The organism is Kitasatospora sp. NPDC018619 (assembly GCF_044391605.1).
GTDB lineage: Bacteria > Actinomycetota > Actinomycetes > Streptomycetales > Streptomycetaceae > Kitasatospora.
Genome location: NZ_JBISAI010000021.1, coordinates 43,896 through 68,789 on the forward strand (window position 1 = coordinate 43,896; position 24,894 = coordinate 68,789).

A 24,894-nucleotide genomic window follows, 5' to 3' on the forward strand; every position below is an offset into this window, starting at 1 on the left:
TCGTCGGGCTGGACCAGCACCGGACGATCACTGCGAGCCCTCGGCGCGGCACCCCGCCCCGGGGGCTCGTTCCAGTTCCGGCGCCCTCCGGCGCCCGCCGGCGCCCGCCGACGACCGGCCCGCGGCCGGCCGGCACCCGGGCGTTCCTCCTCCTGACCAGCCCGGACGTGCGGCCCGCCGAGCCCGGGACACGGCCGGAATCAGCAGCCGTGATCCATGCCATACCGGGGTGCTTCATGGCATGAAAGGTCGAGGCGCTAGCGTTGACCCCTGCAGCCACCTGCTCCCCCGGGAGGCATGGAGGGAGTAAAGGGCCTTGAACTTCGTGGCGGCGATCGGATCCTCGTGGATCTGCGCGCTGGCGCTCGTCGCCGTACTCGGGGACGCCCTCCTTCCGTTCATCCCCAGCGGAACGCTGGTCATCCTGGCCGTACTCAAGACCGCGCAGATCAACGGTGCGCCCGTGATGCTCGGACTGGGCGTGGCGGTGGCCTCCTTCCTCGGCGACCTCCTGCTGCTCAACCTGGCCCGGCGGGGCGCCCCGGGCCTGCACCGTCGGCTCGCCCGGCGCCCGAAGCTGGCGGCCAGCGTGACCCGGGTCCAGGAGGCCCTGATCGAACGCCCGCACGGCGCGGCCGCCGCGATGGTGGTGGTCGCACGGTTCGTCCCGGCCGGGCGGACCGTTCTGGACCTGGCCATCGGCCACTCCCCCGCCCATCCGCACCGCTTCCTGCACTGGTCGGCGCTGGCGGCACTGGTCTGGGCCGCCTACATCGTGACGCTGGGCTGGCTGAACAGCCACTGGTTCGACACCGCCTGGCTGAGCCTCGTGGTCTCCTGCGTGGCGGCGACCGCCATCAGCACCGCGATCGCGCGCATGGTGCGCCGCACCCGGCGGCTCGCCGCCCTCTGACGGCCGGTCCGCCCGGCGCGGCCGGCCGGTCCGCCCCGACCGGGGCGGGGCGGGGCGGCTGGTTCGCTCCGCCCGCCCGGGCTTCGCCGCAGTGCCCTCCGACGGCCGCCGGGCCCCGGAAGGGGCAAAAGTTTTCCCAAAAGGGCGACCAACCGGGCCGAACGCCGACGAACTCCACCGGGCAGCGGGCAGGCCGGCGGTAGCGTACTGACCGGGCCGCACGGGGCAGGGAGCGTCACAGGACGGCAACAGTCGGGACATCCCCGCAGCCCAGCGGGACGCACCGGACGTGTGGAGAGTTGTCGGCGCTCGACGGCCTTGGTGGCCGTCGCGGCGACATGACATGCTAACGGCGGAATACTCATCAATTGCCCGATTTGACCGGTGCGGCTGCGGACCGCCCTCACCACCGGCATCGGCACCCAGGGGAGACCATGACCAGCATCTCGCGCAGGACGGTGCTCAGTGCGACCGCCGCGACCGCGGCCCTCGGCGCGGTCTCGGCATGCTCCAGCGGCGGATCCGGGTCGGGCCGTGCCTCCACATCCCCCGGCGGCGGCGCCGGCAGCGCGAGCGCCACCCAGGGCGGCACCGGCGACCCCACCCAGGCGGTGGTGCCCAAGGGCACCCCGATCGGCGACGGCTCCAACGCGGACACCGGCCCGCAGCCCAACCAGCCCAAGCCCGAGAAGCTCAAGCCGGGCGAGCGCCCGCCGCAGTTCGTGGTCTTCTCCTGGGACGGCGCCGGCGGCACCGAGGACGGCCAGTTCCCCCGCTTCCTGAAGCTGGCGGAGCAGTACAAGGCCACGATGACCTTCTTCCTCTCGGGCATCTACGCCCTGCCCAAGAGCAAGGCGGACCTGTACCACCCGCCGAAGCACTCGGTCGGCGCCTCCGACATCCCGTACCTGTCGGACGGCGCGGTGAAGAGCACCCTCAAGCTCGTCAGCCAGGCCTGGCTGGCCGGGCACGAGATCGGCACCCACTTCAACGGGCACTTCTGCTCCAGCCGGCCGGACAAGAACGGGGTCAACATGTGGACCCCGGAGGACTGGCAGAGCGAGATCGACCAGGCCATCGCCTTCGTCACCCAGTGGCGGACCAACACCGGCTTCACCGACGTCGACCCGCTCCCCTTCGACTACAAGAAGGAGCTCATCGGCGGCCGCACCCCGTGCCTGGAGGGCCAGAAGGCGCTGCTGCCGACCATCGCCAAGCTGGGCTGGAAGTACGACGCCAGCTCCTCGGGCGGTCTGCAGATATGGCCGCAGAAGGTGCAGGACGGCAAGGTCTGGGACTTCCCGCTGCAGTCCATCCCGTTCCCCGGGCACACCTTCCAGGTCCTGTCGATGGACTACAACATCCTGGCCAACCAGTCCAACGGCAGCACCAAGGGCGACCCGGCCAAGTACGGCGAGTGGCGCACCCAGGCCGCCGGCTCCTACCTGGCGGGCTTCGAGCGCGCGTACAACGGCAACCGGGCACCGTTCTTCATCGGGAACCACTTCGAGCAGTGGAACGGCGGCATCTACATGGACGCCGTCGAGGAGACCCTCAAGAACATCGCGGGCAAGCCCGAGGTCCGGCTGGTCTCCTTCAAGCAGCTCGTCGAGTGGCTGGAGGTGCAGGACCAGTCCACCCTGCGCAAGCTGCGCTCGCTCAACGTCGGCCAGGCTCCGGCGGGCGGCTGGGAGAGCTTCCTCGGCACGGCGGGCTGACCCGCCGCGGAGGCGGGAGCGAGGCGCCGGCGACGGCCGACGGGACCCCGTCGGCCGTCGCCGGTCTGCTATCCGGCGGGGACGGCGTCCGCGAGCAGGATGCGCACGATGCGGTCCGCCCCGGCCTCGCCCCAGAGGATCGAGTAGTGGTTGGTGCCCGGCACCGGAACGGCGGGCACCCGCTCCGGGTCCAGTCCGGCCAGGCCGATCCGCTCGTGGTCGTAGAGGCCCTGCGGTTCGTCGAGCAGCCCGCGCTCCGCCCAGATCAGGTCGGCCGGGCAGGGCAGCCGGTGGACGGCGGCGGCCGCGTCCGCGTCCAGCAGGACCTGGGCGCCGTCGGTCCGCACCGCCTCCAGCACGCAGGAGGAGCGCAGTTCCGGCTCGGTACCGACGAGGTCGCGCTGGGTGTAGGCGTCGATCCCCTCGGTCCACTCCCCGGCGAAGGCGGGGTGTCCTCGCCAGAACTCCCGGTAGGCGCCCCGGTCCGGGAAGGTCGTGGACAACCGGGCCAGCGCGGGCCCGAGCACCGCGGCCAGGGCGTCCTGCTCGCGGACGCCCGGCGGCAGCGGGAAGGTCACCGCGCCGTCGACCAGCAGGACGCGGCGGACCAGTTCAGGGTGCCGGACGGCGGTCAGCGCGGTGACCCAGGCCCCCATCGAGTGGCCGACCACCGTGACCGGCCCCGCGCCGAGCGCGCCGATCAGCGCGGCCACGTCGTCGGCGTGCCGCGCCAGGCCGTACGGCCCGGCGACCGAGCTGCTGGCGCCGCGGCCCCGCAGGTCGGGCGCGAGCAGGGTGACCCGGCCGGCGAGCCGGCGGGCGACCTCGTACCAGGCGAGGCCGTTGGCGGTGATGCCGTGCACCGCCACGACCGTCGGGGCCTGCGGATCCTCGGCGGGCCAGCGCAGGACGGCGAGGTCCCCGCCGGGCACGGGGACGGCCAACTCCTCTGGCTTCAGCGGCGACTGGCTCACGCGGGGGTACCTCCGGTGGGGTGGGCGGTTCCGAGGCCGACCGGTGCCGGCCCGGACCGGGCGGACCGGGCGGCCCGGATGCGGGCAGGCAGTCTAGCCAGGCCTCCGGGCAGCAGGTACACCACGGCGACGAACAGGGCCCCCAGCAGGAAGAGGGGCTGGGAGAGCGGCACCCGCAGCGCCGTCGGCAGGTCGGCGATGGTCGACGAGTTGGCGAGGTCGCCGAGCCGGTGGCTCGCCCAGGTGTACAGGACACCGCCGAGCAGCGGCCCCCAGCGCGTGCCGGAGCCGCCCAGGACGACCATGACCAGGAGCGCGAGCGTGGCGTCCGAGGTGGCGGCCTGCGGGGTGGCGCCGCCGGCCAGCAGCAGGTAGACCACCCCGCCCAGCCCGGCGAGCCCGCCGGCCAGTACGAAGGCGACCAACTTGTAGCCGTAGGGCCGCAGCCCGAGCACCTCGACCCGGCGCTCGTTCTCCCTGATGCCCTCCCAGACGCGCCCGATCGGGGACCTGACGGCCCAGTGGACCGCGGCGACCGTCAGCACCAGGTAACCGACGGCGATCCAGTAGAGGTTGGCGGTGTTCTCGATCCCGAGCAGGCCGGAGGGCAGCAGGTCGGCCGGGGCGGAGCGGCCCTCCTCGCCGCCGGTGACGCCACCGGGGTTGCGCTGGACGAGGATCGAGCCGGCCTGGGCGAAGGCGAGGGTGACCATGGAGAAGCCGATGCCGGTGACCCGCAGGCTGACCGTGCCGAGCAGCAGGGCCAGCAGCACGGAGCAGGCGACGCCGAACACCGCGGCGGCGGCGAACGGCAGTCGCAGCTCCAGCATGCCGAGGTCGGTGGCGTAGAGGCCGGTCGCGAAGTAGAGCGCGTGGCCGAAGGAGAGCAGGCCCGTCCGCCCGAGCAGGAGGTCGTAACCGGTGGCGAGCGCCCCGTAGAGCAGGCACAGGGCGAGCAGTTGGAGGCTTCCGGGGCTGCCGAGCGGGCCGTCGAGCAGTCCCGGGAGGGGAAGCGCACTATAGGGGGCGACAAGGAGCGTGATCAGCAGAGCGATCGGCCACCAGCGTAGCGCTCTGTGCACCACAGTCCAGCGATTAGTGACTGAATCACCTGTTCGAGGGATGGCGCCGGACTCGCCCTTGTGTTCACAATGGGTCTCGGCAAGGCCGGTGTCAGTCCCCCTTGCCACAGTGACGGTGTCGGCGGAGCTGGTGTCAGTCCCCTCCTCCGGCATGGTGGTCACGGCAGGGCTGGTGTCAGTCCCCCCTGCCGGAGCGGCGCTTCGGCCGGCCGCGCGGCCACCGGTGCTCGTGATCGGTGTTTCGGCGCTCACGCGAGCCTCCCGGTGAGTCCACGGGGTCGGACGAGAAGCAGCACGGCGAGCAGGACGACGACCGAGAGGTCGCCGAGCCCGGCGCCGGTGTAGTAGTTGGCGAACTGCTGGACGAGGCCGACGCCCGCCGAGGCGACGGCGGCTCCGGTCACGGAGCCCATGCCCCCCATCACCACGACGACGAAGGCGAAGATGAGCAGGCCGGTCCCCTGGCCGGGATTGACCGAACCGAAGTAGAGGCCGCCGAGGGCGCCGCCGAGCGCGGCGGCCGCCCCACCGAGGGCGAAGACGAGGGTGAACGCCCTCCGGACGTCGATGCCGAGCGCCGTGACCATCGCCCGGTCCTCGACGCCGGCCCGGACGATCAGCCCGTAGCGGGTACGGGCGAGGAACAACCGAAGAGCGAGCAACAGGAGGGCGGCAGCGGCCACCAGCACGAAGCGGTTGACCGGGACGGTCGCACCGAGCAGGTGCCAGGTGCCGGACAGCAGGTCCGGCTGGGGGAAGGGGCGGGAGTCCGCGCCCCAGATCCCCATCAACAGGGCGGGTACGGCGAGCCCGACCCCGACGGTGGCAAGGATCTGGTCGCGCGGCCGGCTGTAGAGCGGCCGGATCAGGAAGAGCTCCAGCAGGACGGCGGCGGCCGTTCCGACCAGGGTGCCGAACGGCACCGCCAGCCAGAAGGAGAACCCGGCCTCGACGCCGGCCCACCAGGTGGCATAGGCGCCGATCGAGAGCAGGGCGCCGTGCGCGAAGTTGAGCACGTCCATCAGACCGAAGATCAGTGACAGACCGGAGGCGACCAGGAAGTACAGCGCACCGAGACCGAGCCCGGTACAGGAGAGGAGGACGACGGTGTCCATCAGGGCTTCACCTCGGCGGTGACGACAGTGGCGGCCGGAGAGGCGGCGGGTCGGGGCCCGCCGGCGAGCGGGTGACGGGAGCCGACGCCGAGCAGGCGGCGGGCGGCTTCCTCGTCGGCCAACAGCTCGGCGGTGTCTCCGCGGTGGGCGGTACGGCCGTCGGCCAGGACGGCACAGGTGCCGGCCAGTCGGCGGACGAGGGCGAGGTTCTGCTCGACCAGCAGGACGGGCACGGCCTCGGCCGCGCGCGCCAGCACCTCGGCCACCTCGGCGACGATCTTCGGGGCCAGGCCCTTGGTGGGCTCGTCGGCGATGATCAACCGGTTGCGGTTGAGCAGCGTCCGGCCGATCGCCACCATCTGCTGCTGGCCACCGGAGAGCGTCCCGGCCAACTGTCCGGCCCGCTGCTTGAGTTCGGGGAAGAGCTCGTGGACGAGCGCGTAGTCCGGCTCACCGGCCTCGCTTCCGGTGGCGCGCCCGGCGGCCCGCTCGGCGAGGCGGAGGTTCTCGGCGACCGTCAGGCCGGCGAAGATTCCCCGGTCCTCCGGCGCGTAGCCGATGCCATGGCGAACGACCAGATGCGTGGGAAGGGAGGAGAGTTCGGAACCGGAGAACCTCGTGCTGCCGGTGCGCGGCACCAGGCCCATGACGGCCTTGACGGTGGTGGTCTTCCCGGCGCCGTTGCGGCCGAGGAGAGCGGTCACCCCGGCGGGGGCCACGTCGAAGTCGACGCCGTGCAGGATGTGCAGCCCGTCGATGACCACCCGCAGATCGCGGACGGAGAGGAGGGGTTCGGCGGCGGAGGACGGCGAAGAGGCGGAGCAGCCCGCAGGAGGGAGCTGCTGGGCGGGAAACGGAGAGGAGGTGGTCACAGCGCCTCACCCAGGTAGGCCTGTTGCACGGTCGGGTCGGCCATCACGGCCTCGGGGGTGTCCAGGGCAAGCAGGGTGCCGTGGTGCATCACCGCGAGCCGGTCGGCCAGGCCGAGCAGGACATCCATGTGGTGCTCGACCATCAGGACGGTCCGGCCCAGGTCGCGGTGCACGGAACGGATCAGCTCGGTGAGGGCGGGCACCTCTTCCGCGCTGACACCGGCCATCGGCTCGTCCAGCAGGATCAGTCGGGGCTCGGAGACCAGCAGGACGGCCAGCTCCAGCTTGCGCTTCTCCCCGTGCGAGAGCGCACTGGCCAGGGCGTCCGCGCGGTGGGTGAGGTCGGTGCGCTCCAGGGTCGCGGCCAGCTGCTGCTCGTAGCGGTCGGCGCGGCGCCAGAGCCGGTACGAGGCACGCGGCCCGGCCGCCGCCTGGGCGGCCAGGCGGACGTGGTCGGCGACCGTCATCCCCGGCCAGAGGGAGGAGGTCTGGAAGGTACGGCCGAGCCCGCGACGGGCCCGGGTGTCCACCGTCTCGGCGGTGATGTCCGCACCGTCGAGGTGGAGGCTGCCGTGGGTCGCCGGGTAGATGCCGGAGATCAGGTTGAAGAGGGAGGTCTTGCCGGCGCCGTTGGGCCCGATGAAGGCGATGAACTCGCCTTCGCCGACCGAGAAGGAGACGTCCTCGACGATCGGCACCCCGCGGACGGCCCAGCCGAGCCCGTCCAGGCGGAGGACCGGAGAGGAGGAGGCGGAGGACCGCGCGGACGGCGCGGAGGAAACGGAGGCGGCCGAGGGAGCGGAAGGAGTCGAAGCGGTACGGGCGGACATCGGGATCAGCCCGCCATCGGGGCGACCGGCGGCGCCGCCTCGTCGGCGGTCAGGGTCCTCTCCACCGAGGGCTTGGCAGCGGCACCGCTGCCGGTCAGCCGCACCTGGAACATCGGCTGGAGCAGGGCGTGGTCCTCGGCGCGGACCGTGGTCTTCCCCTTCACCCCGTCGAAGGTCCAGCCCTCCAGGGCCTTGACCAGGGCCGACGTGTCGTCCGCGGAGCCGCGGTTGGACTCCACGGCGTGCACGATCATCTGGGCGGCGGTGAAGCCGTCCGGGGTGAAGATGTCCGTCTTCCCTCCGGCGGCGGTGACGGCCTCGGTCATCGCCTTCTCCACCGGGGTGCCCGCGGCGCCGTCGAAGTAGTGGTTCAGGAAGGAGATCTTCTCGGCGGCCGGGCCGAACAGCGGATAGGAGGCGGCCAGGTCGAGGCCGGTCACGACCTTGGTGTCGGCGAACACGTCCTGCTGGTTGAGCGCCGTCCACAGGGCGGAGGCGGTGTCACCGGCCCAGGCGACGAACAGCAGGTCGGGCTTGGCGGCCTTGGCCTGGGTGGCGAAGGGGGTGAGATCGGTGGCGCTCGGCGGGGCGAGCACCTGGTCGACCGTCGCGCCCTCGGCACCGAGCACCGCCTTCACGGCGGCCACGTTGGCCTGGCCGAAGGCGTTGTCCTGGGCGAGCACGGTGACCTTCCTGCCCTTGGCGTCCCCGGCGAACGCGGCCGCGGTCTTGATGTCCTGGTAGGACTGGCGGCCGGAACGGAAGGTGTACTTGTTCAGGCCGGTGGCCTTGTCGGCGGCGGCCGGGCCGCTGATGAAGAGCACCTTGTTCTGGGCCGCGATCGGGCCGACCTGGAGGGCCACGCCGGAGGCGGTGGAGCCGGCCAGCACCTTGTAGCCCTTGCCGATCAGGTCCTTGGCGGCGGACACCGCCTTGGCCGGGTCACCGGCGTCGTCCTGCTCCTCGAACTCGATCTTGTGCCCGTCGACCGCGCCGGTGCCCTTGGTCGCGTAGCTCAGGCCCGCCTTGAAGCCCTCCAGGTACTGCTTGCCGTAGGCGGCCAGCGGTCCGGTCTTGGAGTACACCAGGCCGACCTTGACCGGGCCCTTGGACCCACCGTCCGCCGCGCTCGTCCCGGCGGTGCCGGCCTTGGCGCAGCCCGAGGCGAGCAGGACGCAGGCCGCGAGGGCGGCGAGCTTACGGGCCGGGCCGCCGGTCAGGGAGTCACCAGGGCGGGCGCCGGAGGCGGTCCTGGTGGGGGCTGTCGAGCTGCGCATGGTGACCGACTCCTGAGGTGCGGCGGGGTGGATGCGGGAACCGTAGGTGTGCGGTGGGAGCGGCGACATGTGCCCGGCCGACGCATCAGCCGGTCATGATGTGGCTTCGGCCGACATACCGTCGGCCCGGCCCCGTCCTCCGGGCACGTGGGTGTGGCCTGCCGACACGGCTCCACCTCCACCCATGGGGGCGGCCGCCATGGCTGCGGCAGCCCCCGCCCGGTGACGGTGGAGGGGCGCGGAGCCCGTCCGACGGCAGCCACCCCAGCGGCGTGCCCGACCCGGCCCCGGCCGGGCAGGACCCCAGCCCTGCCCGGTGCGGCCATGGGCTCCGCGCGGTTCCCGAGCCCGCCGGCCACCCCTCCCAGCTGCCCGATCCCCTCTCGACCTCCCTCCCGACCTCCCCCATCCCTCCGGCCTTCCCGACGGGCCCGCCGCCGCCCGCGCCCGACCGGCCCTCACTGCCCGCTCTCTCCCTCCCCTTCTCCCTTCTCCCTCCTGAGGTGACCCCTTGGACAAGGTCCTGGACTCCCCCGCCGGCGCCGTCGGGGACGTTCCCGACGGCGCGGTGCTGGCCGTCGGCGGCTTCGGCCTCTGCGGCATCCCGAGCACGCTGATCGGCGCCCTGGTCGACAGCGGTGCCACCGGACTGCGGGTGGTCTCGAACAACTGCGGGGTGGACGACTGGGGGCTGGGCCTGCTGCTGCGGGCGGGCCGGATCGCCCGGATGACCTCCTCGTACGTCGGCGAGAACAAGGAGTTCGCCCGGCAGTACCTCTCCGGCGAGCTGGAGGTGGAGCTGACCCCGCAGGGCACCCTGGCCGAGCGGCTGCGGGCGGGCGGCGCCGGCATCCCGGCGTTCTTCACCCCCGCCGGGGTCGGCACCCAGGTCGAGGAGGGCGGGCTGCCCTGGCGGTACGCGGCCGACGGCTCGGTGGCCCTGGCCTCCCCGCCGAAGGAGGTCCGGGAGTTCGGCGGCCGCCGGTACCTGCTGGAGGAGGCGATCACGGCGGACTTCGCGCTGGTCCGGGCCGAGGTGGCGGACCGGCACGGCAACTGCGTGTTCCATGCCGCCGCCCGGAACTTCAACCCGCTCTGCGCGGCGGCGGGCCGGATCACCCTGGTCGAGGCCGACCGGATCGTCGAACCGGGCGAGCTCCCTCCGGACGCGGTGCACCTGCCCGGGGTGTACGTGGACCGGGTGGTGGCCGCCGACCCCGCGGACCGCCGCATCGAACGCCGGACCGTCCGCCCCGCCCTCCAGGAGGCCTGACCGATGCCCATCGACACCGCCGCGCCCGCCACGGCCACCCCCGCACCCGCCACCACCGGCACCCTCGACCCCCGCAACGCCCTGGCGGCCCGCGCCGCCCGCGAGTTGCGCGACGGCCAGTACGTGAACCTGGGCATCGGCCTGCCGACGCTGATCCCCAACCACCTCCCGCCGGGCGTCGAGGTGGTGCTGCACTCGGAGAACGGCATCCTCGGCGTCGGCCCGTACCCGGCGGAGGGCGCCGAGCACGCGGACCTGATCAACGCGGGGAAGGAGACGGTGACGGTCGCCCCCGGCGCCTCCTACTTCGACTCCGCCTTCTCCTTCGGCATGATCCGGGCCGGGCGGATCGACGTCTCGGTGCTCGGGGCGATGCAGGTGTCGGTCGCCGGGGACCTCGCCAACTGGATGATCCCCGGCAAGATGGTCAAGGGCATGGGCGGCGCGATGGACCTGGTGCACGGGGCCCGTCGACTGATCGTGGTGATGGAGCACACCGCCCGGGACGGCTCGCCGAAGATCGTCGAGGAGCTGACGCTTCCGGCCACCGGCCGCGGAGTCGTGGACCGGATCGTCACCGACCTCGCGGTGGTCGACGTGACCCCGGAGGGCCTGCGGGTGGTGGAGACGGCACCGGGGGTGGACTTCGCCGAGGTCCAGGCCGCGACCGGCGCCCCTCTGCTGCCCCCGCTCTGACCACCCCGACCCCGCTCCCGGCCCCGGGCCCGCTCCCGACCCTGCTCCCAGTCCGGGGCCCGCTCCCGGACGGAACGGCCGCTCCTTCGAACCGCTCCCGCGAACCCCCTCCGGGGCGAATTCCCCGCAATAGCATCAACACCCGCCATTGCGGCCGAGAACGACGGCAACTTCATGCCCGAGCCGCGGCGATCTCCCGGACTGGTTGCGATCACCGTTGCGCTCAGGGAGAGTTGGGGAGTCCAAGGATCCCGGAGCGCCCGGAGGGGAAACGGGAAAGCGCCTCGGGATCCGGGGATTCGACGCCGCCGTACCGACCGATGACCGAACCGGTCGCACACACTGGATCCACCGGACAGCCCGGTCGATTCCAGCGGATGCCGACCGGTTCCACCCCGCCCTGTTCCACCCGGACGGCTCCGAGTCGAGGCAGACCCACGCACGAGCCGAGCGAGTCGAGCGAGCCGTACCAGGCGCGAACTCCGGGGGGAAGCAGCTATGACCACGCCGCCGTTCTCACGACGCAAGGGCGTCGGAACGGCCCACGGGCGAGGCGGCGGGCGGCTGGACGAGGACGCCCTGACCTCCCTTCCGATACCCGAAGCCCCCTACGACTACGGCCACTTCAGCCGACTGGCGGGCCCGGCCCACGACCCGGACGAGGACGACGACCTCGGCGCCGGCGTCTACTGGCCCGAGCCCGCCATGCCGGGGGCGACGGTGCCGGGAACAGCCACGCCGGGAACAGCGACGCGGGGGACAGAAGCACCGGGGGCGACGGCGCCGGGAACAGAAGCGCCGGGAACGACGGTGCCGGAGCCGCCCCCCGCCGCCCCCTACCGCGTCCGGTACCGCAGCCTGCTGCGCCGCGAGCCGCACCGGATCCGGGCCGCACTGCTGCTGCTGGCCGCCCCCGTGGTGGAGGCGGTGCTGCTGGTGTGGCTGCTGCTGCCGGAGCACTGGCCCGAGCGACTGGACGAGACGAACCCGCTGGTGCTGCTCGGCGACAAGGTGATGATCGGCATCATCGCCGTCGTCGAGGTGTTCCGGCTGGTCAACGTCGTCTCCAACACCCACGCCACGCTGGTCGCCCGCGATCCCGTCCCGGTGACGCCGGAGCCCGGCACCCGGGTCGCCTTCCTCACCACCTGCGTGCCGGGCAAGGAGCCGCCGGAGATGGTCCGGGCCACACTGACCGCGGCGCGCGTCGTGCGACACAACGGGCCGTACGACGTCTGGCTGTTGGACGAGGGAAACGATCCTGCGATGCGGGAGCTCTGCGCCGAGCTGGGCGTGCACCACTTCAGCCGGGCCGGCCGGCCGCACTGGAACCGCCCGAAGGGCCGCTTCCGCGCCGGGACCAAGCACGGCAACTACAACGCCTGGCTCCAGGCGCACGGCGACGACTACGAGTTCTGGGTGTCCGTGGACACCGACCACGTTCCGCTGCCGGACTTCTGCGAGCGGATGCTCGGCTACTTCCGCGACCCCGACGTGGCATTCGTCGTCGGCCCCCAGGTGTACGGGAACTACCGCAGCTCGGGTTCGGCCGTCACGAAATTCTCCGAGAGCCAGCAGTACCTCTTCCACGCCCTCATCCAACGCGCCGGAAACCGTTACGGCGCGCCCATGTTCGTGGGCACCAACAACGCCGTCAGAATCCGCGCACTCCGGTCGATCGGCGGGTTGTACGACTCCATCACCGAGGACATGGCGACCGGTCTGGAGTTCCACCGGAGCCGGAACCCGCAGACCGGGGACCGCTGGAAGTCCGTGTACACCCCGGACGTGCTCGCGGTCGGCGAAGGCCCGTCCTCCTGGACCGACTTCTTCTCCCAGCAGCTGCGCTGGAGCCGCGGCACCTACGAGACCCTGTTCACCCAGTACTGGCGGGTGCTCTGGCGGCTGTCGCCCGGGCGGCTGCTCAACTACACGCTGATGGTGGGCTTCTACCCGATGGCGGCGCTCACCTGGCTGCTCGGCGGCCTGTCCAGCGTGCTCTACCTGGGGTTCGGCGCCTCCGGGGTGCACGTCTCCTCGGAGATCTGGATGATGCTCTACAGCGACGCCGCCGCGCTGCAACTCCTGCTCTACACCTGGAACCGCAAGCACAACGTGAGCCCGCACGAACCGGCCGGCTCCTCCGGCGTCGCCGGCATGGTGATGTCGGCGCTCTGCGGCCCGGTCTACGCGGCCTCGCTGCTCCAGGCACTCGTCCGCCGCCGCAGCCGCTTCGTGGTGACGCCCAAGGGCCGCTCGGCCAGTACCGACCGGCTCGGCACCTTCCGCTTCCACCTGTTCTGGACGCTGGTGTTCGGCGGCGCGATCACCGCCTCGTACCACACCGGCTACGACCACGTCGCGATGCGCACCTGGGCATGGATCGCCCTCCTGCTCACCCTCCTGCCGGTCCTGATCAGCGCCGGCGACGCCGTGCGCCGCCGGCGGACCCGCCCCACCGCCACCCTCACCGTCACCGGCGACCCGACGGCGGCCCCGAGGGTCGTGCTGGAGAAGCGCCGCCCGCGTCACGCCCGCCCCGCCCGCGACCGCCGGGCGGGGCCGGACCCGCGCGCCGCCTGGGCGGCGCAGCCCGTACGCCCCGCCCTCTCCCCCGACCACGACCCCGACCCCGACCACGCCGGCACCGGCACCGGCACCGGCACCGGCACGCCCGCCCGCTGACAGCACCCCGTCGATCCCCCGAACACCCCGCCCCGAACACCCCGCCCCCCGGCCACGTGAACAGCGCCGCCCGCCGAACCGCCGCCCCGACCGCCTCCCGAGGGGAGCACCCACCGTGAAGATCCACAAGGCCGGCCGCACCAAGCGCCTCGCCCTCGGCAGCACCGTCGCGCTGACCGTGGCCGGGATGAACGCACCGGCCGTCCTCGGCTTCGCCTCCGCGCAGTACCACCACTACGTGATCAACCGCCCCGAGTACAAGGCGCAGTACGGCCACTGGCAGACCCTGTCGCTGCCCGCCGAGTTCCGGGTCAACGCCGTGCACGCGACCCTGCTGCGCACGGGCAAGGTCCTGATCGTGGCCGGCTCCGGCAACGACGAGAAGCAGTTCAACGCGGGCACCTTCAAGAGCCTGCTCTGGGATCCGGCCAGGAACACCTACAAGCTCGTCCCCACCCCCGCCGACATGTTCTGCGGCGGCCACACCTCACTGCCGGACGGCCGCGTCCTGGTGGCCGGCGGCACCCAGCGCTACGAGAAGCTGGCCGGCGCGGTGAAGAAGGCCGCCGGCGTCATGCGGGTGCGCAACGAGAGCCCGGACCGCGCCCGGACCTTTCCCCGGGGCACCGTGTTCGTCTCCCCGGACGGCCACGAGTACGCGAGCACCGCCCCGGTGACCGTCCCGGCCGCGACCAAGAGCGGCTCCGGCCGGCAGACCGTGGTGACCGCCGGCGAGCAGCACGTGTACGTGGAGGCGGTCGCCCCGGGCCAGGCCTACGTCGCCGACTCCCCCGCCCAGTACCGGATCAAGGGACTGAGCGGCGCCGACGCCCACAACCTGTACGGGCAGAACGAGAAGCTGACCCTGGACAAGCAGGAGTACCAGGGCATCCGGGCCGCCTTCGAGTTCAACCCGGACACCGAGCTGTACGAGCCGGTCACCGACATGGCCCACGCCCGCTGGTACCCGACGCTGACCGGGCTGGGCGACGGCCGGGTGGTCACCGTCTCCGGGCTGGACGACACCGGGGAGATCCTCAACGGCAACGACAACGAGATCTACGACCCGGCGACCAAGTCCTGGTCCAAGGGCCCCGACCACTACTTCCCGACCTACCCGGCGATCTTCCTGACCGCCTCCGGCAGGCTCTTCTACTCCGGCTCCAACGGCGGCTACGGCCCCGGCGACAAGGGCCGCGAACCCGGCCTGTGGGACCTGTCCAACGGGGCCTTCCAGCCCGTCCCGGGCCTGCGCGACCCGGGCCTCACCGAGACCTCCGCCTCGGTGCTGCTGCCGCCCGCCCAGGCCCAGAAGGTCATGGTGCTCGGCGGTGGCGGCGTCGGCGAGTCGCCGCTGTCCACGGCCCGCACCGACATCGCGGACCTCTCCGCCCCCGCGCCCGCCTTCACCCCGGGCCCGGACCTGCCGGCCGGCGGCACCCGCTACCTGAACAGCGTGATCCTCCCGGACGACACCGTCTTCACCACCGGCGGCTCCAGCGGCTACCGCGGCCGCGGCGACAGCGACCTGCTCAAGGCGCAGGTGTACCACCCGGACTCCAACAGCTTCACCACCGCCGCCGAGCCGACCGTCGGCCGCAACTACCACTCCGAGGCGCTGCTGCTGCCGGACGGCCGGGTCGCCGTGCTCGGCTCCAACCCGCTCTTCGCGGACAAGGCCGAGACCCAGCCGGGCGGCTTCGAGCAGCGCATCGAGATCTACACCCCGCCGTACCTGTACCACGGCGACCGCCCGCAGGTCGGTGCCGTCCCGGAGGCGGCCAGGCTCGGCAGCACCCTCACCGTCGGGGCGGCCCGGCCGGAGGCGGTCGCCACCGCCAAGCTCATCCGGCCGAGTTCGGTCACCCACGTGACGGACGTCGAGCAGCGCTCGGTCGCCCTGGACGTCACCGGGCGGACGGCGGACGGCGTCTCGCTCGCCCTGCCCGGCAACCCCAACCTGCTGCCGCCGGGCTGGTACATGCTGTTCCTGACGGACGCCGCCGGGACCCCGTCGGTCGCCCGCTGGATCCAGGTGACCGGCTGACGCCCGGGCGCCCCGGGGCACCGGGTGCCGAGCCCCGTCCACCGAACCCCGGACACCGGCGCCCCGTCCACCGAGCACCGGCCACGGCACACGCCCCGGACACCGGCCCCGCCCCACCGGGCCCGCGGCCGGGCCCCGGCGCAGGCGGCCTCAGCGCGCCGCCTGCGCCAGCCCGAGCGCGTACGGCAGCCAGAACTCGCCCGCCCGGGGCTCGCCCCGGCCGCAGTCGCCGTCCGACTCCCCCGGGTTCTTGATCCACAGGTAGGCGTCCACCCCGGGCCGGCCGGTCTCGGTGGTCGGCCGCTCGCCGAGCGCGCGCCCCGGCGGGTTGCACCAGGCGTCGCCGCCCAGCGCCCCGTTGCCGCTGCGGCTGGTGTCGATGACGAAGTTCTTCCCGCCCAGGGCCGCGGAGAGCCTGGCGCCGTACGCCGCGTTCCGCTCGGTGTCGTAGAAGTTGGCGACGTTCACGGCGAAGCCGTCCGCCGCCGCGATGCCCGACTTGCGCAGGGCGGTGGCCAGTGCCTCCGGGTCCTGTGCCCAGCCGGGGTTGCCCGCGTCCAGGTAGACCCGCGCGTTCGGGTTCTTCTTCAGCTCCTGCACGGCGAAGGCCAGCAGGCCGTACCGCTCGGCGGCCAGGTCGCCCTTGATCCCGCAGGTGTCCAGGGTGTGCGCGACGGCGTCCGGCTCCAGCACCACCCAGGCCTTCCGGTCGCCGAGGGCCTGGGCGACGCCGGTGATCCAGGCCCGGTACGCGGCCGCGTCGGGGGCGCCGCCGGCCGAGTACTGGCCGCAGTCGCGGTGCGGGATGTCGTACGCGACGAAGACCGCCGTCCGGCCCGCCTCGGCGGCCCGCCGGCTGACCTGCTCGGCGATCTGCTGGGCGCCCTGCTCGCCGAGCCACTGCGAGGAGGGCTGGGCGGCGATCCGCAGCAGCGCGTCGGCCTCCGCCGTCCGGCCCTGGCCGCGCAGCGCGGCCACCTGGAGGGCGGCGTTGGTGCGGTCGGAGACGTAGAACGCCTGCCCGGGGAGCTGGGCGAGGCCCGCGCCCGGGCCCGTCCCCGCGCCCGCACCCGTGGCGGGGGGCGCGGAGCGGGCCTGCGGCCCGCCGCCGTCCGAACCGCCGCAGCCAGCGACAGCCGCCAGCAGCACCCCGGCGAGCGCCGCCCCCACGGCCCCCCGCGACCGCCCTGTCCACCCCAGACCGTGCACGTACCGCCCCTCCCCGGGACCGGTCCGGCGACCGGTCGGGCACCAGCTAAGCACACCCGGCCCCGGCCGACGCCCACCGCCGGTGAACGCCAAGTGGCCGTGGGCGGACGGGACATCGAACCCGTCCGGACCACGGCCACCACCGCTCGGAGCCGCTCGGAGCCGCTCAGAACCCCTCCGGCGGGCTCAAGCGCGTGCGAGCGCGCGCTCAGGCCTCCTTCAGGTTCGGCACCCGCCAGTCGATCGCCCCGCTGCCGAAGGACTCCAGCGCGGCGTTGATCTGCGAGAACGGCCGGCTGCCGAAGAACAGCTTCGCGGACAGCGGCGACGGGTGCGCCCCCTGCACCACCACGTGCCGGTCGGTGTCGATCAGCGGCAGCTTCTTCTTCGCGTAGTTGCCCCACAGCACGAAGACCACCGGCTCCTCGCGCGCGCTCACCGCCTTGATCACCGCGTCGGTGAACTTCTCCCAGCCCTTGGCCTTGTGCGAGTTGGCCTCGTGCGCACGGACCGTGAGCACCGCGTTGAGCAGCAGGACGCCCTGCTCGGCCCAGTGCATCAGGTAGCCGTTGTCCGGGGCGGGGATGCCGAGGTCGGCGTCCAGCTCCTTGAAGATGTTGCGCAGCGACGGCGGCGTCCTGGTGCCCGGCAGCACCGAGAAGCTCATGCCGTGGGCCTGGCCGTTGTCGTGGTACGGGTCCTGGCCGAGCACGAGCACCCGGACCTTGTCGTACGGGGTGGCCTCCAGCGCGGCGAACTCCTGGCCGCTCGGCGGGAACACCTCGTGCTCCGCGCGCTCGGCCGCCACGAAGGCCGCCAGCTCGGCGAAGTACGGCTTCTCCGTCTCGGCGCCCAGCACCCCGCGCCAGGACTCGGGCAGCTCCAGCCCGCCGGCCCCGCCGGCCTCGACCACGCCCGCCTCGACCGTGTCCGTCACGCCAATCCACCTCTCACCCCGCGGCTGCTGCGCCGCACGCCCTCTTGCACCCCGAACGCTACACAGCCCCACCGACAACCCGCCCTCCCGGAGCGGAAGTCCGCCGCGCCACCGACGGACCGGAAGGCCGGGTGATGGCCGGGTGATGACCGGCGGACGGCCGGGGAACGACCGAGGGGCTACCGAGAGGGCGGCCGCAAGGACGGCCGGAAAGCGGCCCGGGAGCGACGGCGGCCCCGCCCCGGCGACAGCCGGAACGGGGCCACAACGACCACAGCGACCTCAGCAGCCACAGCGCGCCCTCGCGCGCCCTCGCGCCGCCTAGACCAGCTCGACCAGGTCCGCGATCGACTGGACCACGCGGCTCGGCCGGTACGGGAAGCGCTCCACGTCGGCGGCCGAGGTCAGCCCGGTGAGCACCAGGATGGTCTCCATGCCGGCCTCCATGCCCGCGACGATGTCGGTGTCCATCCGGTCGCCGATCATCACCGCCGTCTCGGAGTGGGCCCCCGCGGTGTTCAGCGCCTCGCGCATCATCAGCGGGTTGGGCTTGCCGACGAAGTACGGCTCGACCCCGGTCGCCTTGGTGATCAGGGCCGCGACCGAGCCGGTGGCCGGCAGCACGCCCTCGGTGGAGGGGCCGGTCTCGTCCGGGTTGGTGCAGATGAACCGGGCGCCCTGGTTGATCAGGCGGATCGCCTTGGTGAGCGCCTCGAAGGAGTACGTGCGGGTCTCCCCGAGCACCACGTAGTCGGGGCTGTTGTCGGTCAGCACGTAGCCGGCCTGGTACAGCGCGGTGGTGAGGCCCGCCTCACCGATCACGTACGCGGTCCCGTTCGGCCGCTGGCTCTTGAGGAAACTGGCCGTCGCCAGGGCGGAGGTCCAGATGCACTCCTCGGGCACCTCCAGCCCCATCCCGGCCAGCCGGGCGCTGAGGTCGCGCGGGGTGTAGATGGAGTTGTTGGTGAGGACCAGGAAGGGCTTGCCGGACTCCCGCAGCTTGCGCAGGAACTCCTCCGCCCCGGGGATCGGGGTGCCCTCGTGGATGAGGACCCCGTCCATGTCGGTCAGCCAGGACTCGATGGGCTTGCGGTCTGCCACGCAGGTGTCTCCTCGGTCTTGCGAAGGTCTGGACGTTCTCGCACAGGCCCGGACCGGACACCCTCGGCCGGTCGGGCGCCACAGGCTGCCCCAACACCGACTAGCGTAGCCGTGCCCGTCGGCGGCAGCCCCGCCGCACACCCGTCGGTGCCCCCTGACCACCCGGTTCCCGGCCCCCGGGTGCCGGGCGGGCGAGGACGGAAGCCACCCCCGGGTGCCGGGCGCGCGAGGACGGAGACCACCCCCGGGTGCCGGGCGCGCGAGGACGGAGACCACCCCCGGGTGCCGGGCGGGCCAGGACGGAAGCCACCCCCGCGCCCGGCCGCGGGCAGGGCTCGGAACCGGCCAGGACGGGGCCCGCGAAGGCGGCTCACCACGGGCCCGTCAAGGGGCTGACAATCACGAAACCGCGTGCACCCAGCGTGAGTCGGGATAGGATCGGCTCGCCGGGAGAGCGGTCGCGGGGGACGAGCGCGGCCCGGGATCCACAGGTCCGATCCGGACTCCCGAGGGGACACCATGGCGCCACGCCGGGAACCGAACCACCGCCGCGCCCGGCTCAAGGACGGGTTCGACACGGCCCGGCGGCAGGGACCGCCGGAGCGGGGCAGAGGCGGGGGCTGTACCGGCCCGGCCGCTGCCCGGCCCGAGGCAGCGCGGTAGGCCGCTTCGAGCGCAGCCCCCGGAGCCGGTCACGGACCGGACGGGGCCGGGGAGCGCCACCAGGCCTCCTGCACACGGGAGTTGTCCTCCACCGCAGCCGCAGACCACAGCCCGCGCCCCGCTCGGCGCCCGCACGACGGCGGCCGCCCACCATGCGGACCACCCATGCGGCCCCGGCCGCAATATGTCATGATCACGGCAATGTCACCCTCCTCCGTCCTCGACGGCGCGGACGGCTCCACCTTCCGGACTCATCCTCCAATCTCGTCTTCTCAGCCCCACAACAGGGCCACCATTCTTCGGAGTTGGTATGGATACGGGGAAAGTCAGCCGCGAACCGGCATTCCAGGTGTACAGCCACGTGCTGAACCACGAGGTGGACCACGGCGCCCCGGCCGAGCTCGCCGGGGAACTCGGGCTCTCCCGCCAGGCGGTCGAGGCCGCGGTCGAGTACCTGCTCGCCAGCGGGCTGCTCCGGGTCCGCTCCGGCGGCCGGCTCGTCGCGGTCGCGCCGGACGAGGCGGCCTCCGAGGTCCTCGGCCCCCTGGAACGGGAGATCCGCACGCGGCGGGCCACCATGGACCGCACGCGCAGGGACCTCATGTCCTTCATGCCCGCCTTCGAGGCGAGCATCTCCGCCCAGCAGCACCGCAACCAGTTCCAGCTGATCCGGCACCTCGCCGACGTCCGGTCGGTCATCGCCGACCTCGCCGACCACTGCCAGGAGGAGATCCTCACCGCGCAACCCGGCGGGGGGCACGAGGTGAGCGCCCTCGCGGAGGCGGCTCCCCGGGACGAGGACCTCCTGCGGCGGGACGTCCGGATGAAGGTCCTGTACCAGCACACGGCCGGACTGCGCCCGGACATCAGCGGCTACATCGAGCGGATCACCAAGCTCGGCGCCCAGGTCCGCACCCTGGACGACCGGTTCACCCGCATGCTGGTCTTCGACCGGAAGGCCGCGGTCATCGCGGTGCCGGGCAACCCGCACGCCGCGGCCCTCGTCCGGGAGCCGCACATGGTCGCGGTGATGGTGGAGGTCCACGAGCGGCTGTGGCTGGCCGCCGAGCCGTTCACGGTCGGCACCTCGCCGCGGGCGGAGATCACGGACGACCTCCGGCGGGTCATCGTCCGGCTGCTGATCGAGGGCATGACGGACGCCTCCATCGCCACCCGCCTGGGCATCTCCGTACGCACCTGCCGCCGCCACATCGCCGAGATCATGGCCGCCATGGGCGCCCAGAGCCGTCTGCAGGCCGGCTACCTGCTGGCCGCCCAGGAGCGCGCGGGGGGCCTGGCACGCTGAGGACGGGTGCGGCGGGGCCTGGCACGCCGAGGACAGGCGCGGTGCGGCCTGCCACGCGGAGCACCGGCACGTGCGGCACGTGCGGCACGTGCGGCCCCCGCACGCCCGGCCGCGCCCCCCGACGGACCCCACCGCCCCCGCCCTCACCGGTCGAGCTGCTTGAACGCGCCCTCCGGCAACCGCAGGTACACGACCCCGGACAGCAGGCAGAGCCCGGCCACGTACCAGGGGAAGGCGCCGACGAGCCCCTGGTCCTTGAGGAGCGTGCCCACGTACGGAGCCGTCCCTCCGAACAGCGCCACGGTGAGGGAGTAGGGGAAGCCGACCCCCGCGGCGCGCACCCGGGCCGGGAAGACCTCCGCGTGGACGGCCGCGGCGATGGAGGTGTACCCGGTCAGCAGCAGCAGGCCGGTGCACTGGACTAGCAGCAGCGACCAGAAGGAGTCGTCGATCATGTGCAGCAGCGGTACGCACAGCACCGCGAAGCCGCCCGCGAAGCCGAGCAGCAGCGGGCGCCGCCCGACGCGGTCCGACAGGAGGCCGCCGAGCGGCTGGACCAGGCCGAAGAAGATCAGCGAGACGGTGCCCACCAGCAGTGAGCGGCCCTTGTCGAAGCCGGCGTTCACCTGCGCGTACGTGGGCAGGTAGGTGGTCCACGTGTAGAAGGCGATGGTGCCGCCCACGGTGATGCCGCAGATCAGCAGGGACGCCCGGGGCTGCGTGCGCAGCCCCTCGAACAGCCCGGTACGGCGCTCGGGCCGCTCTCCGTCGAGCGTCTCCTGGGCCGCGTACCTCACCCACAGGCCGAGGAGGCTCAGCAGCGCGCCGACGAGGAATGGCACCCGCCAGCCCCAGGTGTGCATGGCACCGTCGTCGAGGACGAGGACGAGCAGCGCGGCCGTTCCGGAGGCCAGGACCTGCCCGGCGGTGGCGGCCACGTAGTGGAAGCTGGAGAACAGGCCGCGCCTGCCCGGCCCCGCCGACTCCGCCAGGAGGGTGGTGCTGGCGGCGAACTCCCCTCCCGCGGAGAGCCCTTGGAGGAGCCGCGCCAGCACCAGGACGACCGGTCCGACCGGACCGGCGGCCGCGAACGTGGGGGTGAGCGCGACCACGAAGCAGCTCGCTCCCATCAGGAGCACGGTCACGGTGAGGGCGGCACGGCGGCCGCGGCGGTCGGCGACCGCGCCGAGCAGGAGGCTGCCCAGGGGACGGGCGAAGAAGCCGACCGCGAAGACGGCGAACGTCGACAGGAGCGGCAGCAGGGAGTTGCCCGATCCCTTCGGGAAGACCGCGGCCGCGATGTACGTGGCCAGGAACGTGTAGACGTGCCAGTCGTACCACTCCACGATGTTGCCGACGGAGGCCACGAGGATCTGTCTGCTGCCGCCCTTGCGGGACGGCGCGGACACGGACGTGTCCTCCACCGCCAGCCAGTGGGTCATGTTCGCTCCCCGGTGAGTGGGTGGGAGGTGGGGGGTCGGAATCGGCGCGCGGCGCGGAGGCGGCGGCGCCCCCGGAGCCGGCCGGGTGGCCGGGTGGCCGGGTGGCCGGGGCGGCGGCCACGACGGGAGCCGTCGGGCCGCGGGTGCGGTCGCGTCCTCGACGGCAGCCGTCAGGCCGCGGGTGCCGTCCCGTCCTCGACGGGCGGCGCCGACAGCAGCGCGTGGAAGCAGTCCGCGCCGAACTCCAGCGCCGACACCGCGATGCGTTCGTCGGGGCAGTGCAGCCGGTCCCGGTAGACCGTGTCCGGGCCGTGCCGCAGCGGGAGCCAGCCGAAGCACTGGATGCCGAGCTGGCTGAACACCCGGGCGTCGGTGGAGGCGGTGGTCACCACGGGCAGCGGCACCCCGTCCGGATCCATGGACCTGAGCACCGCCGCGAGCCGCTCGTAGAAGCCGTCGAGGCGGGGAGGCGGCGTCAACTCGCCCTCCACGAACAGGTCGAGCTCCACGTCGTCGCCGACCCGCTCGCGCAGCCGGGCGAGGAAGTCCGCGGTGCTGAAGTCGCCCGGGAGCACCCGGCCGTCGAGCTCCACGGTGATCTCCGAGGGGTGCACGTTGGTGCCGGTGCCGCCGTGCAGCACCGTCGCGCTGACCGTGTGCTGGACGACCGACCGCAGGTACCCCACGAAGGTGTCGTCGAGACCGGCGAGCGTGGCCGGGTCGGCGGGGTCGGCCCGGAACGCCGCGACCCGTTCCCCGACCGAGGGCGGCAGCGCGTCCGCCAGCTCCCTGAGCATGCGGTCGACGACGGGGGTGAGCTCCACGCCGAGCCCGCCGTCGGAGATGCTGGTGAGCAGCCGGACGAGCTTGTGGACGGCCCCGTGCTCGCCGACCACCCGCGAGGCGTGCCCGGCCGTCCCGCGCAGCCGCGCCCGCACCCAGCAGGTGCGCTTCTCCGCGACGACGACGGGGTGCACCCGGGCGTACCGGCCGAGCCGGAGCTCGGCGCCGCCGTCCTCGCCGATCGCGTACCTGACGCCCTCGAACAGCTCGGGGTGCCGCTCCACCAGGAAGCGGGCCCCCACCGTGCTGCCCGCCTCCTCGTCCGGGACGACCACGAGGAGGACGTCGCCCGCGGGCACCTCCCCGGCGGCCCGCATCCGCAGCATCGCCGCCAGCATCATGGCCAGGTGGCCCTTCATGTCGACGGCCCCGCGCCCCCACAGCTCACCGTCGACGATCTCACCGTCGAACGGCGGGCGGGTCCAGCGCTGCCCCTCGACGGAGACGACGTCCACATGGGCGTGGAGGAGCAGCGGCGGTTCGAGGCCGCGGCCGGGCAGCCGGGCGATGAGGTTGGGGCGGTCCGGGGTGGCGGCAACGATCTTCGTCTCGATTCCGGCGCGGTCCAGCAGGCGCTGGATCCACTCGACGCACCGGGCCTCGTCGCCGGGGGGATTCACCGTGTCGAACCTGATCAGCTGCTGGGCTATCCCGACCGGCGACGTGGGGAACACGGTGTCCCCGGTGGTTCCCGATCCGTTGGCCGACATGGTCACTCCTCCCCGTCCGGCGATGGCGACAGCGCGCTCCCGAGCCGGGCCAGCGCCTCGCGCATCGGCCCCTCGTCGTGCACCAGGGCGATGCGCAGGTGTCCTGCCCCTGGGTTCACCCCGTCCTCCTCCTCGGCGGCCAGGTACCGGCCCGGCATGACGGACAGGGCCCGGGAGCGCCAGAGCCGCCGGGCCGCCTCCTCGTCGTCGGGCACCGGGAGCCAGAGGAAGAACCCCGCCTCGGCCCGGCGGTACCCCGGGACGTCCCCCAGGGCGGCGTCCGCCAGCTCCCAGTTGCGCGCCAGTGCGCTCCGGGCCCGTGCGACGTGGGCGTCGTCCGACCAGAGCGCGGCGGCGACGGCGTTGACCGGCGCGGGCGTCGAGACCCCGCACTGGCGGTTGTAGTCGGCGTACGCGGCGACGGTCGCGGGATCGCCGGCGGCGAAGCCGCTGCGCAGCCCGGGGGCGCCGGAGCGCTTGGACAGGCTGTGCAGGACCAGGAACGGGCCGGGCGCACCGCCGTCCGCCTCCACCGACGACAGGTAGCCGGCGGCGGGTCGGCCGAGGGTCAGGTCGGTGTAGCACTCGTCCACCACGAACAGCGCCCCCGCCTCGGCGGCGGCCTTGGCCGCCTCGCGCAGGGCGTCCGCCGAGAGGATCCGGCCCTGCGGGTTCCCCGGGTTGCAGACGATGACGACGGCGGCCCGGCCGCCCGCCGCACCGACCGCCGCCACGACGGGGGCGGCGTCCGCGGCGGCGTCCGGGCGGTAGAAGACCGGCCGGGCGCCGACCGCCGCCGCCCCGGCCCGGTAGGTCGGGTAGTAGGGGTTCGGCATGACCACGGCGGGTGGACCGCCGTGCGGGGGCCCGGCCCGGCGGGCGCCCAGGGCGATGGCCACCGCCACCGCCTGCTTGGTGCCCGGGGTGGGCTCGACGGCGATCCTCCCCTCGGGCAGGGCGCGCTCCACGCCGAAGCGGCGGGCCAGCCAGTGGCCGTACGCCGCCCGGAGCCCGGCGCTGCCGCCGAGCTCCGGGTAGCGGGTCCAGTCCGCCGCGGCCGCGAGCGGCGTCAGGTCGACCCCGGGGGCGGCCAGCCGGGACTCGCCCAGGTGCAGCTGGATCGGGTCGAGCCCCGGTGGCGCACAGCTGTCGGCGAGCAGGGTGCGCAGACGGGCGAAAGCACTGTGGGCCTGGTTCACCG

At 73.5% G+C, this 24,894-nt stretch carries 19 protein-coding genes; 7 read left to right on the plus strand and 12 right to left on the minus strand.

Going from position 1 to position 24,894, the window contains the following annotated elements; genetic code table 11:
- The first annotated feature begins 325 nt into the window (after positions 1 to 325).
- Together ACH5AR_RS27850 and ACH5AR_RS27855 are read left to right on the plus strand one after the other, a co-directional pair.
- Entirely contained in the window at positions 326 to 913 is a 588-nt protein-coding gene (locus ACH5AR_RS27850; RefSeq protein WP_396304330.1) for a DedA family protein, read from the plus strand.
- Between the two features lie 434 nt (positions 914 to 1,347).
- Positions 1,348 to 2,631 (plus strand): hypothetical protein, encoded by a 1,284-nt coding sequence (locus ACH5AR_RS27855; RefSeq protein WP_396304265.1) that lies wholly within the window; start codon positions 1,348 to 1,350, stop codon positions 2,629 to 2,631.
- Positions 2,632 to 2,699: 68 nt separating this feature from the next.
- Here the strand turns inward: ACH5AR_RS27855 and ACH5AR_RS27860 are convergent, their stop codons facing one another.
- The 6 genes from ACH5AR_RS27860 to ACH5AR_RS27885 form a co-directional block, all read right to left on the minus strand.
- Positions 2,700 to 3,605: an alpha/beta fold hydrolase gene (locus tag ACH5AR_RS27860; RefSeq protein WP_396304266.1), complete on the minus strand. Its 906-nt coding sequence runs from the start codon at positions 3,603 to 3,605 to the stop codon at positions 2,700 to 2,702.
- On the minus strand, positions 3,602 to 4,687 hold the full coding sequence (locus ACH5AR_RS27865; RefSeq protein WP_396304267.1) for a branched-chain amino acid ABC transporter permease: 1,086 nt from the start codon (positions 4,685 to 4,687) through the stop codon (positions 3,602 to 3,604). Before ACH5AR_RS27865 ends, ACH5AR_RS27860 begins: the two co-directional genes overlap by 4 nt.
- Before the next feature lie 248 nt (positions 4,688 to 4,935).
- Positions 4,936 to 5,802, minus strand: a complete 867-nt coding sequence (locus ACH5AR_RS27870) for a branched-chain amino acid ABC transporter permease (RefSeq protein WP_396304268.1) — start codon at positions 5,800 to 5,802, stop codon at positions 4,936 to 4,938.
- Complete coding sequence (locus tag ACH5AR_RS27875; protein WP_396304331.1) at positions 5,802 to 6,572, minus strand: ABC transporter ATP-binding protein; 771 nt, start codon at positions 6,570 to 6,572, stop codon at positions 5,802 to 5,804. Before ACH5AR_RS27875 ends, ACH5AR_RS27870 begins: the two co-directional genes overlap by 1 nt.
- A gap of 98 nt (positions 6,573 to 6,670) precedes the next feature.
- Complete coding sequence (locus ACH5AR_RS27880; protein WP_396304269.1) at positions 6,671 to 7,504, minus strand: ABC transporter ATP-binding protein; 834 nt, start codon at positions 7,502 to 7,504, stop codon at positions 6,671 to 6,673.
- A gap of 5 nt (positions 7,505 to 7,509) precedes the next feature.
- Positions 7,510 to 8,781, minus strand: a complete 1,272-nt coding sequence (locus ACH5AR_RS27885; protein WP_396304270.1) for a substrate-binding domain-containing protein — start codon at positions 8,779 to 8,781, stop codon at positions 7,510 to 7,512.
- 511 nt (positions 8,782 to 9,292) lie between these two features.
- On the opposite strand from ACH5AR_RS27885, the gene ACH5AR_RS27890 reads away from it, so the two are divergent.
- The 4 genes from ACH5AR_RS27890 (at position 9,293) to ACH5AR_RS27905 (ending at position 15,482) form a co-directional block, all read left to right on the plus strand.
- Complete coding sequence (locus ACH5AR_RS27890) at positions 9,293 to 10,054, plus strand: CoA transferase subunit A (RefSeq protein WP_396304271.1); 762 nt, start codon at positions 9,293 to 9,295, stop codon at positions 10,052 to 10,054.
- A 3-nt stretch (positions 10,055 to 10,057) separates the two neighbouring features.
- The gene (locus ACH5AR_RS27895) at positions 10,058 to 10,750 is read left to right on the plus strand and encodes a 3-oxoacid CoA-transferase subunit B (protein ID WP_396304272.1); all 693 of its coding nucleotides are present in this window, start codon (positions 10,058 to 10,060) and stop codon (positions 10,748 to 10,750) included.
- A 498-nt stretch (positions 10,751 to 11,248) separates the two neighbouring features.
- Positions 11,249 to 13,435, plus strand: coding sequence for a glycosyltransferase family 2 protein (locus ACH5AR_RS27900; protein WP_396304273.1), 2,187 nt, complete (start codon positions 11,249 to 11,251; stop codon positions 13,433 to 13,435).
- Between the two features lie 115 nt (positions 13,436 to 13,550).
- On the plus strand, positions 13,551 to 15,482 hold the full coding sequence (locus ACH5AR_RS27905; protein ID WP_396304274.1) for a galactose oxidase-like domain-containing protein: 1,932 nt from the start codon (positions 13,551 to 13,553) through the stop codon (positions 15,480 to 15,482).
- Between the two features lie 150 nt (positions 15,483 to 15,632).
- Here ACH5AR_RS27905 and ACH5AR_RS27910 read toward each other — a convergent pair whose 3' ends face one another.
- The 3 genes from ACH5AR_RS27910 to ACH5AR_RS27920 form a co-directional block, all read right to left on the minus strand.
- The gene (locus tag ACH5AR_RS27910) at positions 15,633 to 16,652 is read right to left on the minus strand and encodes a glycoside hydrolase family 6 protein (protein ID WP_396304275.1); all 1,020 of its coding nucleotides are present in this window, start codon (positions 16,650 to 16,652) and stop codon (positions 15,633 to 15,635) included.
- Positions 16,653 to 16,899: 247 nt separating this feature from the next.
- Entirely contained in the window at positions 16,900 to 17,628 is a 729-nt protein-coding gene (locus ACH5AR_RS27915; protein WP_396304276.1) for a uracil-DNA glycosylase, read from the minus strand.
- A gap of 321 nt (positions 17,629 to 17,949) precedes the next feature.
- Positions 17,950 to 18,729, minus strand: coding sequence for an HAD-IIA family hydrolase (locus ACH5AR_RS27920; RefSeq protein ID WP_396304277.1), 780 nt, complete (start codon positions 18,727 to 18,729; stop codon positions 17,950 to 17,952).
- Positions 18,730 to 19,753: 1,024 nt separating this feature from the next.
- Between ACH5AR_RS27920 and ACH5AR_RS27925 the strand changes: the two genes are divergently transcribed.
- On the plus strand, positions 19,754 to 20,698 hold the full coding sequence (locus ACH5AR_RS27925; RefSeq protein WP_396304278.1) for a helix-turn-helix domain-containing protein: 945 nt from the start codon (positions 19,754 to 19,756) through the stop codon (positions 20,696 to 20,698).
- A 143-nt stretch (positions 20,699 to 20,841) separates the two neighbouring features.
- Here the strand turns inward: ACH5AR_RS27925 and ACH5AR_RS27930 are convergent, their stop codons facing one another.
- The 3 genes from ACH5AR_RS27930 to ACH5AR_RS27940 all read right to left on the minus strand — a co-directional run bounded on the left by ACH5AR_RS27930 (position 20,842) and on the right by ACH5AR_RS27940 (position 24,892).
- The gene (locus tag ACH5AR_RS27930; RefSeq protein WP_396304279.1) at positions 20,842 to 22,140 is read right to left on the minus strand and encodes an MFS transporter; all 1,299 of its coding nucleotides are present in this window, start codon (positions 22,138 to 22,140) and stop codon (positions 20,842 to 20,844) included.
- 170 nt (positions 22,141 to 22,310) lie between these two features.
- On the minus strand, positions 22,311 to 23,693 hold the full coding sequence (locus ACH5AR_RS27935; RefSeq protein ID WP_396304280.1) for a M20/M25/M40 family metallo-hydrolase: 1,383 nt from the start codon (positions 23,691 to 23,693) through the stop codon (positions 22,311 to 22,313).
- A 2-nt stretch (positions 23,694 to 23,695) separates the two neighbouring features.
- Entirely contained in the window at positions 23,696 to 24,892 is a 1,197-nt protein-coding gene (locus tag ACH5AR_RS27940) for an aminotransferase class I/II-fold pyridoxal phosphate-dependent enzyme (RefSeq protein WP_396304281.1), read from the minus strand.
- Positions 24,893 to 24,894 lie beyond the last annotated feature (2 nt).

Bases quoted from the DNA above. Each gene is read 5' to 3' on its own strand.
- ACH5AR_RS27855 (WP_396304265.1), top strand. From the start codon at position 1,348: ATGACCAGCATCTCGCGCAGGACGGTGCTCAGTGCGACCGCCGCGACC.
- ACH5AR_RS27870 (WP_396304268.1), bottom strand. From the start codon at position 5,802: ATGGACACCGTCGTCCTCCTCTCCTGTACCGGGCTCGGTCTCGGTGCG.
- ACH5AR_RS27880 (WP_396304269.1), bottom strand. From the start codon at position 7,504: ATGTCCGCCCGTACCGCTTCGACTCCTTCCGCTCCCTCGGCCGCCTCC.
- ACH5AR_RS27885 (WP_396304270.1), bottom strand. From the start codon at position 8,781: ATGCGCAGCTCGACAGCCCCCACCAGGACCGCCTCCGGCGCCCGCCCT.
- ACH5AR_RS27895 (WP_396304272.1), top strand. From the start codon at position 10,058: ATGCCCATCGACACCGCCGCGCCCGCCACGGCCACCCCCGCACCCGCC.
- ACH5AR_RS27900 (WP_396304273.1), top strand. From the start codon at position 11,249: ATGACCACGCCGCCGTTCTCACGACGCAAGGGCGTCGGAACGGCCCAC.
- ACH5AR_RS27930 (WP_396304279.1), bottom strand. From the start codon at position 22,140: ATGACCCACTGGCTGGCGGTGGAGGACACGTCCGTGTCCGCGCCGTCC.
- ACH5AR_RS27935 (WP_396304280.1), bottom strand. From the start codon at position 23,693: ATGTCGGCCAACGGATCGGGAACCACCGGGGACACCGTGTTCCCCACG.